The 8,695-nt window shown below is 37.1% G+C and carries 7 protein-coding genes; 6 read left to right on the top strand and 1 reads right to left on the bottom strand.

The features are described 5' to 3' along the window. Nucleotides 1–894: glutamate--tRNA ligase (locus HRT72_10590; protein ID NQY68150.1), on the bottom strand; the 894-nt coding region annotated here is incomplete at its 3' end. 184 nt (nucleotides 895–1,078) lie between these two features. Between HRT72_10590 and HRT72_10585 the strand changes: the two genes are divergently transcribed. The 6 genes from HRT72_10585 to HRT72_10560 all read left to right on the top strand — a co-directional run. Then, nucleotides 1,079–4,474: a hypothetical protein gene (locus tag HRT72_10585; protein NQY68149.1), complete on the top strand. Its 3,396-nt coding sequence runs from the start codon at nucleotides 1,079–1,081 to the stop codon at nucleotides 4,472–4,474. Nucleotides 4,475–4,495: 21 nt separating this feature from the next. After that, nucleotides 4,496–4,918 (top strand): ATP-binding protein, encoded by a 423-nt coding sequence (locus HRT72_10580; GenBank protein NQY68148.1) that lies wholly within the window; start codon nucleotides 4,496–4,498, stop codon nucleotides 4,916–4,918. Nucleotides 4,919–4,933: 15 nt separating this feature from the next. Further along, on the top strand, nucleotides 4,934–5,371 hold the full coding sequence (gene ybeY, locus HRT72_10575; protein ID NQY68147.1) for an rRNA maturation RNase YbeY: 438 nt from the start codon (nucleotides 4,934–4,936) through the stop codon (nucleotides 5,369–5,371). Between the two features lie 28 nt (nucleotides 5,372–5,399). Continuing rightward, entirely contained in the window at nucleotides 5,400–7,271 is a 1,872-nt protein-coding gene (gene mnmG, locus HRT72_10570) for a tRNA uridine-5-carboxymethylaminomethyl(34) synthesis enzyme MnmG (GenBank protein ID NQY68146.1), read from the top strand. Nucleotides 7,272–7,300: 29 nt separating this feature from the next. Beyond that, nucleotides 7,301–8,191 (top strand): class I SAM-dependent methyltransferase, encoded by an 891-nt coding sequence (locus tag HRT72_10565; protein ID NQY68145.1) that lies wholly within the window; start codon nucleotides 7,301–7,303, stop codon nucleotides 8,189–8,191. Between the two features lie 58 nt (nucleotides 8,192–8,249). After that, on the top strand, nucleotides 8,250–8,695 hold a 446-nt coding region (locus tag HRT72_10560), incomplete at its 3' end, for a hypothetical protein (protein NQY68144.1).

The following is an 8,695-nucleotide window of genomic DNA, read 5'->3' as shown; positions in this document are numbered from 1 at the left end:
TTCCTTATAGCCTGTAGATACATTCCCTGATTCTGGATCTTTCCATTCCAATGGAAATACAGAAAAGCCCAGTTTGTCGCCATCTCTTTTGCTCAATTTACCTTTTCCGCTAGGTTTAAGGATTAATGGGATATGAGCGAAATCTGGTTTGGTGTCTTCCCAACCCAAATATTTGTAAAGCATTACATGCATCGGTGCAGATGGCAACCACTCCTCCCCTCTTATCACATGCGAAATTTTCATGTCGTGATCGTCGGCCACATTCGCCAAATGATAGGTAGGCATACCATCCGACTTCATTAAAACTTTGTCATCAAGCGTAGAAGAATTTACCGAAATATCTCCCCTAACCATATCGGTAAAGTTTATCATTTCATCTTCTGGCATTTTAATTCGAATCACGTAGTTTGCACCCGAATCTAATCTGCTTTTTACATCCGCTTCGTTTAACGTTAACGAGTTTGTCATACTCATTCTCGACTTCGAATCGTATTGATAGCTATCTCCGCCAGCAGCTTTTAATCGCTCCCGCATCGCTTCCAATTCTTCTGGCGTATCGAATGCATAATATGCTAATCCTGCTGCCAATAATTGATCGGCATAAACCTTATAACCGCCTGCTTTATTTCTTTCGGATTGCTTGTAAGGTGCATGTGGTCCACCTTTTTCCGGACTTTCATCGGGCCCTAAACCACACCAAGCTAAAGATCTGTTCACGTAATCTTCCGCTCCTTCAACTAATCTAGTCTGGTCGGTATCTTCTATTCTAAGAATAAAATCACCACCATGCTTTTTAGCAAACAAGTAGCTATACAAAGCCGTTTTCACTCCACCAATATGGAGCGGTCCAGTTGGACTAGGTGCAAATCTTACCCTTACTCTTCTATCCGACATTAATTCATTTTTTAGGACCGCTAAATTAGCCATTTTATTCATGTCAAGTTGAAGTGATTTCCCAGTAAATATTAACCTTTCGAGATCAATTAAAATTTTGCGATCTTTACATGATACTCGATTAAAACATTTTAAGGCAAACTATCGTTCCTCAAGAGTGTAACAACAGAAGTATTAACAAGATATGACTGAGAGCAATTTTGATTTATTGCTGAATAAGCTCGACGGCTTTATTCGGAAATATTACAAGAATTTACTTCTAAAAGGAGTGATTCTTAGCGTTGCTATTATTCTCGTCTACTTCTTGACAATTACCCTTTTAGAACATTTTGTCCGTTTCGATACGGGAATTAGAATGTTCCTTTTCTATTCATTTCTCGCAACAACAGGTTATGTTTTCTTCACGATGATCTGCATCCCTGTTTTCAAGATATTCAGCTTTGGAAAACAAATTACCTACGAACAAGCAGCAAAAGTTATCGGTAGTCATTTCAACTCAATTGATGATAAAATTCTAAATGCAATTCAGCTTAACAACCTTTCTGGTGAGAATAAGAGCAATGAATTATTAATTGCCAGTATCTCTCAAAAAATTGATCAGATCAAAGAGGTAAACTTCTCTATGGCCATCGATTTCTCCGAAAACAAAAAATACTTAGGTTATGCACTAGCTCCAATTGCACTGCTGCTATTGATTTCTATGGGTGCTCCACAAATTATATCCAGCGGTTCGCAAAGAATTATTAAACACAACGATTCATTCACCCCTCCTGCTCCATTCAAATTTATTGTGGATGAGTCTAAGCTTACCGGCATTCAGCAAAATGATTTTGAAATCGTGGTCGACATCGAAGGATCTGAGATTCCAAAAGAAGTTTTTATTGAATTCAACAACCACCAATATAAACTTCGATCGAAGAACAAATTGAGTTACACTTACACGTTTACCAACGTGCAAAAAAATTCTGATTTTAAATTTCATGCGAACGAAATATATTCGAAAGAATATGAACTTAATGTTCATCCAAACCCAACGGTACTAGACTTCTCCGTAAATCTTATCTACCCAAGATATATCAACAGAACAAACGAAAACCTAAAAAACATTGGAGACTTAAGCATCCCCATTGGAACCAAGGTAGAATGGACGTTTAATACAAAAGATGCAAATAGTGTAGAAGTAATTTTCGATGAGAAAGCGGAAATTATTGACCAATCTGGTGATGATGAGTATACTAACTCGAAACTAATTTTCAAGAACGAAACGTACGGGATTCGACCAATTAACGATTATGTTAAATCGAAAGAAGTAATCCAATATTTCATTTCTGCCATTCCGGATCGATACCCATCCATAGAAATTGAAGGAAAAGTAGACTCTGTACTGCTAACTAAATTTTATTTCGCTGGGATTATTAAAGACGATTATGGCTTCTCAACCGTTAAACTCAACTACCGTATTGCTTCGGAAGCTACCAAAGGTTCTGTCTCTGAATTCAAAAGCGAGACTGTTCAAATCAACAAAAACGTAAACGAACAAAAGTTCTATCATTTATGGGACCTAAGCAGTTTGGGCTTAAAATCTGATGAAGAAATATTCTACTATTTCGAAGTCTGGGATAACGATGGTGTTAATGGCAGCAAGTCTACCCGTACCCAAATTAAAACTTATCACCTACCTGATTATAATCAGCTGGCACAAGAGAATTCAAAGAATAACGACAAGATTAAAGAGCTCCTTAAAAAATCGATTAAAGATGCTTCGGAGCTTCAAAAGGAATTGGACAAACTCAACAAAGAGGCCCTAAACAAGAAAAACCTCGATTGGTCAGATAAGAAGCGAATGGAAGATCTTATCAAGAAGCAAAAGGAGCTGAGAAAGAATGTGGAGAAAATTCAGAACGAAAACGAGAAAAACGCTCAAAAACAAACTGAATTCATGAACCTCTCTGAAGAAAGTCAGGATATGCAAAAACAGATTGAGGAGCTTTTCGAAGAGATAATGTCGGAAGAGATGAAAGAAAAGTTCGAGGAGCTAGAAAACATGCTTACAGAAATGGACAAAAAAGACCTTCAGGAAGCGTTAAAGGAACTTCAATTCGATTCTGAGGAGTATGAGCAAGAATTAGAACGAACGTTAGAAATATTTAAGCTGATGGAGTTTGAAATAAAACTCGATAAAATGATCGATCGACTAGAAGAATTAGCCGAAGAGCAAAAGAAACAATCAGAAGAAACGCTGGATAAAAACAAAAGCGACGAAGAGAAAAAGGCAGATCAGGAGAAGCTAAACAAAGAGTTCAGTGATCTTCAGAAAGAAATGGAAGAACTAGAGAAAATGAACAAAGAGCTCAACTCCCCTGCCGAAATGAAGAATACAGAACAAGAGCAACAAGCAATTAAACAAGATATGCAGCAGAGTTCCAAATCACTCGAAAAAAGCCAAGATCAAAAAGCTTCGGAGGCGCAACAAGATGCTGCCGAAAAAATGGAAGAAATGGCGCAGCAGATGGAGCAAATGCAAGAAGAAATGGAAGCTAGTGCTGATGCTATTAGTGTAGAAAAGCTAAAAGAAATTCTAGAAAATCTCATGACCATCTCCTTCGATCAAGAAGATTTAATGGAAGAAGTAAAGAAAACAAATCGAAACGATCCCCGATTTCTTTCGCATATCCAAGAGCAATTCAACATCAAAGAAAACTCCGAACTGGTGCAAGACTCACTAATAGCATTAGCCAAAACTCAACCGGAGGTAAAATCCATTATTCTAAAGGAAATGGCCGAAGTGAATCAAAACATTGACAAGAGCATCCAGGAATTATTAGACAATAAAATCAGTCAATCAAGCTATCACCAACAGTTAGTCATGACATCCATTAATAACTTGGCTCTACTACTTGATGAAGCAAAAGATCAGTTGAATAAACAAATGGCGCAGCAACAAAAGAAAGGTAAGAGCAAAGGCGATTGTAAAAAGCCAAGTAATAAGCAATGCGACAAACCGGGTAGTTGTAACAAACCGGGCCACGGAAAGCCAGGAAAAGGCAAAAAACCTGGTGAAGGCATAGGTGGAATGAAAGCTTTACAAAAACAATTAAATGAGCGTCTTAAGAAAGGTATGAATGGAAAGATGCAAAGTAAAGAATTGGTACAACTCGCTGCAAAACAAGAAGCTATACGAAGAGAACTCCAAAAAATGCAACAGAAACAGGGCAAAGACGGAGATAAAAAAGGAGGCAACGGAAAAGGCGATTTGGAAAAAATACAGCAATTAATGGAACAAACTGAGAAGGATATCGTACACGGCTCTGTTAACCAACAAACAATACAGAGACAACAAGAAATTTTTACACGACTGTTAGAGGCGGAAAAGGCGGAGAAAGAAAGAGAGTGGGATCATAAACGAGAGTCAAAAGAGGCACAAAGTCTGGATGAGATAGTTTCTCCACCGGACTTTACGGAGTATTATCATATGAAGGAGAAGGAAATAGAGCTGCTAAAAACAATTCCTCCTTCGCTCAATAAGTTTTATAAAAACAAAGTAAATGATTACTTTAACAGTCTTCAATTAAATTTATAAGAAGTGATTGATAAAGAGCAAATAGAGGAAAGGAAAGAGCTACGATTCGCCTCAAAATTAGAGAACATAACACTTGTAGAAAAGTTAATCGACGACGTATGTGAACTATCCGATATTGACCGAGATTACTATGGAAACATTCTTGTTTCCTTAACTGAAGCCGTCAATAACGCAATTGCACACGGAAATCAGTCCGATCCTACGAAACAAGTTACTGTGGTGTTCCAATCTTCTAAAGACAATATTTTATTTAAAGTAACAGATGAAGGAAATGGTTTTAATTACGAAAACCTACCTGATCCTACTTCACCAGAAAATCTTGAAAAGCCGTATGGCAGAGGTATCTTCCTTATCAAACATTTATCTGATGAGGTTGAGTTTATCGATGAAGGAAAAACTATCAGTATTTCTTTTAGCGTACCAGCATTAGCTACTGCTAGCTAATTAATCCCCTTTTTTGTGGACGATTCTACTATCTTCTTTCATGAGGAGAATATTTCTTTTGTACTATCCAACGAACAATCTATTGTTACATGGCTAACAAAAGCCATTACCGATTACGATAAGACAGTGGGTGAAATCAGCTTTATCTTTACAACGGATGAAGACCTGCATAAAATTAATGTGGAACACCTTAACCACGATACACTCACAGATGTAATTACATTCGATTACTGTGAGGATAATGAAGTATCTGGTGATATATACATCAGTATAGATCGAGTAAAAGAAAATGCAGAATCATTCAGTCAAACATTTGACACAGAGCTACACAGAGTACTTATTCACAGCACATTACATCTTCTTGGATACAAAGATAAATCACCAAAAGATAAAAAGGAGATGACGTTGAAAGAAGATTTTTATCTAACTTTGCTTCCCCCTATTTCTTCGTGATGTTTCACGTGGAACAATTTGGAATATTATGCTTCAAAAATATGATCTAATAGTTATTGGAGGTGGACATGCTGGCTGTGAAGCTGCAGCCGCTGCAGCCAACATGGGATCGACAGTACTGCTTATCACTATGAACATGGGAACCATTGCTCAGATGTCATGCAACCCTGCAATGGGTGGTGTAGCCAAAGGTCAGATAATCCGTGAAATCGACGCCCTAGGAGGATACTCTGGAATTGTTACAGACGAGACAATGATCCAATTCAGAATGCTTAATAAATCTAAAGGGCCTGCAATGTGGAGCCCAAGAGCACAGTGTGACAAACTACGATTTGCAGAAACATGGAGACTAAAACTAGAAGCCACCCCAAACGTAGACTTTTGGCAAGATTCCGTTAATGAACTTATAATTAAGAACGAAACAATACTCGGTGTAGTAACTGGAATGGGTATGAAAATTATGTCAACCTCCGTAGTACTTACCACAGGAACCTTCATGAATGGCATTATTCATTTAGGCGAGAAAAACATATCTGGGGGCAGAGCTTCCGAACCGGCATCAAAAGGCATTACAGAGCAGCTAAATAGCTTTGGCTTTGAATCAGGAAGGATGAAAACCGGTACACCTCCACGAGTAGATGGGAGGTCACTTGACTACTCTAAAATGGAAGAACAGCCAGGCGATGAAAACCCTTCCAAATTCTCCTATACCGATACACCAGAATTAAAGACACAAAAAAGCTGTTACATCACTTATACCAATCAAAATACACACGATGTATTAAAAACTGGCTTTGATAAATCCCCGATGTTTCAAGGAAGGATTAAGGGAATTGGACCACGATATTGCCCCTCTATAGAGGATAAAATAGAACGCTTTGCTGAACGAGATAGACATCAAATATTCGTTGAACCCGAAGGATGGAATACAATAGAAATTTACGTTAACGGATTCTCAACATCACTTCCTGAAGATGTGCAGATTAAAGCCATGAAAGAAATGGAAGGCTTCGAAAACGTTAAAATGTTTAGGCCAGGATACGCAATTGAATACGACTACTTCCCTCCTATGCAATTGCAAATGACTTTAGAAACAAAAGGAATTCAAAATTTATATTTCGCTGGACAAATAAATGGAACAACTGGATATGAAGAAGCCGGAAGTCAAGGATTAATAGCTGGAATTAATTCTCACCTTAAAAATAATAACAAGGAACCTTTCATATTAAAAAGATCGGAAGCATATATTGGTGTACTTATAGACGATTTAATAAATAAAGGAACTGATGAACCTTATAGAATGTTCACTTCAAGAGCCGAATATAGATTACTACTTCGTCAAGATAACGCAGACTTGAGACTAAGTCCATATGCTTTTGATTTGGGTCTGATTTCTAAAGAAAGGTTAGAATCTGTAGAAACGAAAAAAACAGGGACAAACGACTTAATAAAATACTGCAAAAAAGAGAGCATTACTCCTGACGAAATAAATAAAACTTTAGAAAAGAAAAACACCAACAAAATTTCACAAAAGACCAGAATTTTCAACCTCGTCACACGCCCGCAGCTGAGCTTTAAGGATGTTATCGATAGTAATACGTCATTGGGGTCACATATGGCCAATTTGGGCTCTATACGACCTCAAATAGAAGAGCAAGCAGAAATCCTCATGAAGTATGAAGGATACATTGAAAAGGAAAAAGAGAACGTTGAAAAACTAGAACGATTAGAAAATTTACTTCTTCAAGATTCATTTGATTATTTCACACTCAAGGCTCTCTCTTCTGAAGCCCGTGAAAAACTTACTCAGGTTAAACCCAGAACCATTGGTCAAGCATCTAGAATCAGCGGTGTTTCGCCAGCCGATATTTCTGTTTTAATGGTACATTTAGGTCGCTAAAACTATATGTTTCACGTGAAACATCAGCTATGGAAAACTTAAACAACTGTCCGATTTGTGACTCAACAGAGAGCAAATTATATCTTCAGAGCAACGACTTTTCAATAAGCAAGGAAAATTTCAATATTGTCCAATGCGTAGCATGTAACTTCAAATACACCAATCCAAGACCTAACCAAAACAGCATCGGCCCTTACTATCAATCCGAGGAATATGTCTCCCATTCAGATACTAATAAAGGAGTAATTAATCGGATATACCAGATCGTCAGAATATATACTTTAAGTACTAAACTTGCAATGATCGATAAGATCAGACGAAAAGCAAGACTGTTAGATATAGGAGCAGGAACAGGTGCATTTTTAAAATTCTGCAAAGACGGCGGCCATGAAATAACAGGTATCGAACCAGATGCAACCGCGCGAAAAACAGCTTACGACATCAATCAAATTAGCCTTCAAGAAGAAAAAGCATTGAACTCATTTGAAGAGGAGTCGTTCGATATAATTACAATGTGGCACGTTCTAGAACACGTACATACATTAAAGGAACGAATAGCACAAGTCAATCGACTATTAGATGACAACGGAACACTTATAATAGCCGTGCCTAACTGTAATTCTTTCGACGCAAAGCATTATAAAAAACATTGGGCTGCTTACGATTTACCACGTCATCTTTATCACTTCGTACCTTCAGACATTGACAAACTCATTAGCCAATTCGGCATGAGAATTGCAGATATCAAACCAATGACATTTGACTCAGTTTATGTATCCATGCTTAGCGAAAAATACAAAGGGAATACTGGCATATTGGGAATTATAAAAGCAGTTCTAATCGGTTTGCTTTCAAACCTAAAAGGAGTAGCTAATTCAAATACCCATTCTAGTCAAATATACATTATTAAAAAATCATAACTAGCTGATACTCATAACATTACAGAAGCCATAACAAGTTCAAAATCAACCACATACCATGAAAACAATTGCCCTAATCTTCCTAATAATAAGCACAAGCACAGCTTACTCGCAAATCGACAGTTTATTTTGGCCAACTGGAAAAATAAGATCCGTTTATTCCTGCCTAGCAAATTCCTGTACCACCAAATTATACTATGAAACAACTGGCACACTTAAAGAAATTTCTGTTAACCTAGATGGATACAAATGGATCTATTCAGAAGAGTATTGCGAAAACGGTCAACTAAAAACAAAATTTAACCCAAGCGCAACTAAACCAGAAGAAAGAACAGAATTTCATTGCAATGGCAATATTTTTAAGAAATACAGTAAATCAAATAAAGGAATTCGTGGAGAGTATACAGAATACTACTTAAATGGTAACATGTCTAAACATGGATTCTATGAAAAAACTAACAAGTTAATTGGAGAACAAAAATCTGGTATTTGGGAGTATTTTAA

It is taken from the genome of Flavobacteriales bacterium, from assembly GCA_013214975.1.
Lineage (GTDB): Bacteria > Bacteroidota > Bacteroidia > DT-38 > DT-38 > DT-38.
Note: the sequence above shows the minus strand (reverse complement) of the source record. Positions and strands in the feature narration are given on the sequence as shown.

Coding starts and splice junctions, on each gene's coding strand:
- HRT72_10585 (NQY68149.1), top strand. CDS start 1,079: ATGACTGAGAGCAATTTTGATTTATTGCTGAATAAGCTCGACGGCTTT.
- HRT72_10565 (NQY68145.1), top strand. CDS start 7,301: ATGGAAAACTTAAACAACTGTCCGATTTGTGACTCAACAGAGAGCAAA.
- mnmG (NQY68146.1), top strand. CDS start 5,400: ATGCTTCAAAAATATGATCTAATAGTTATTGGAGGTGGACATGCTGGC.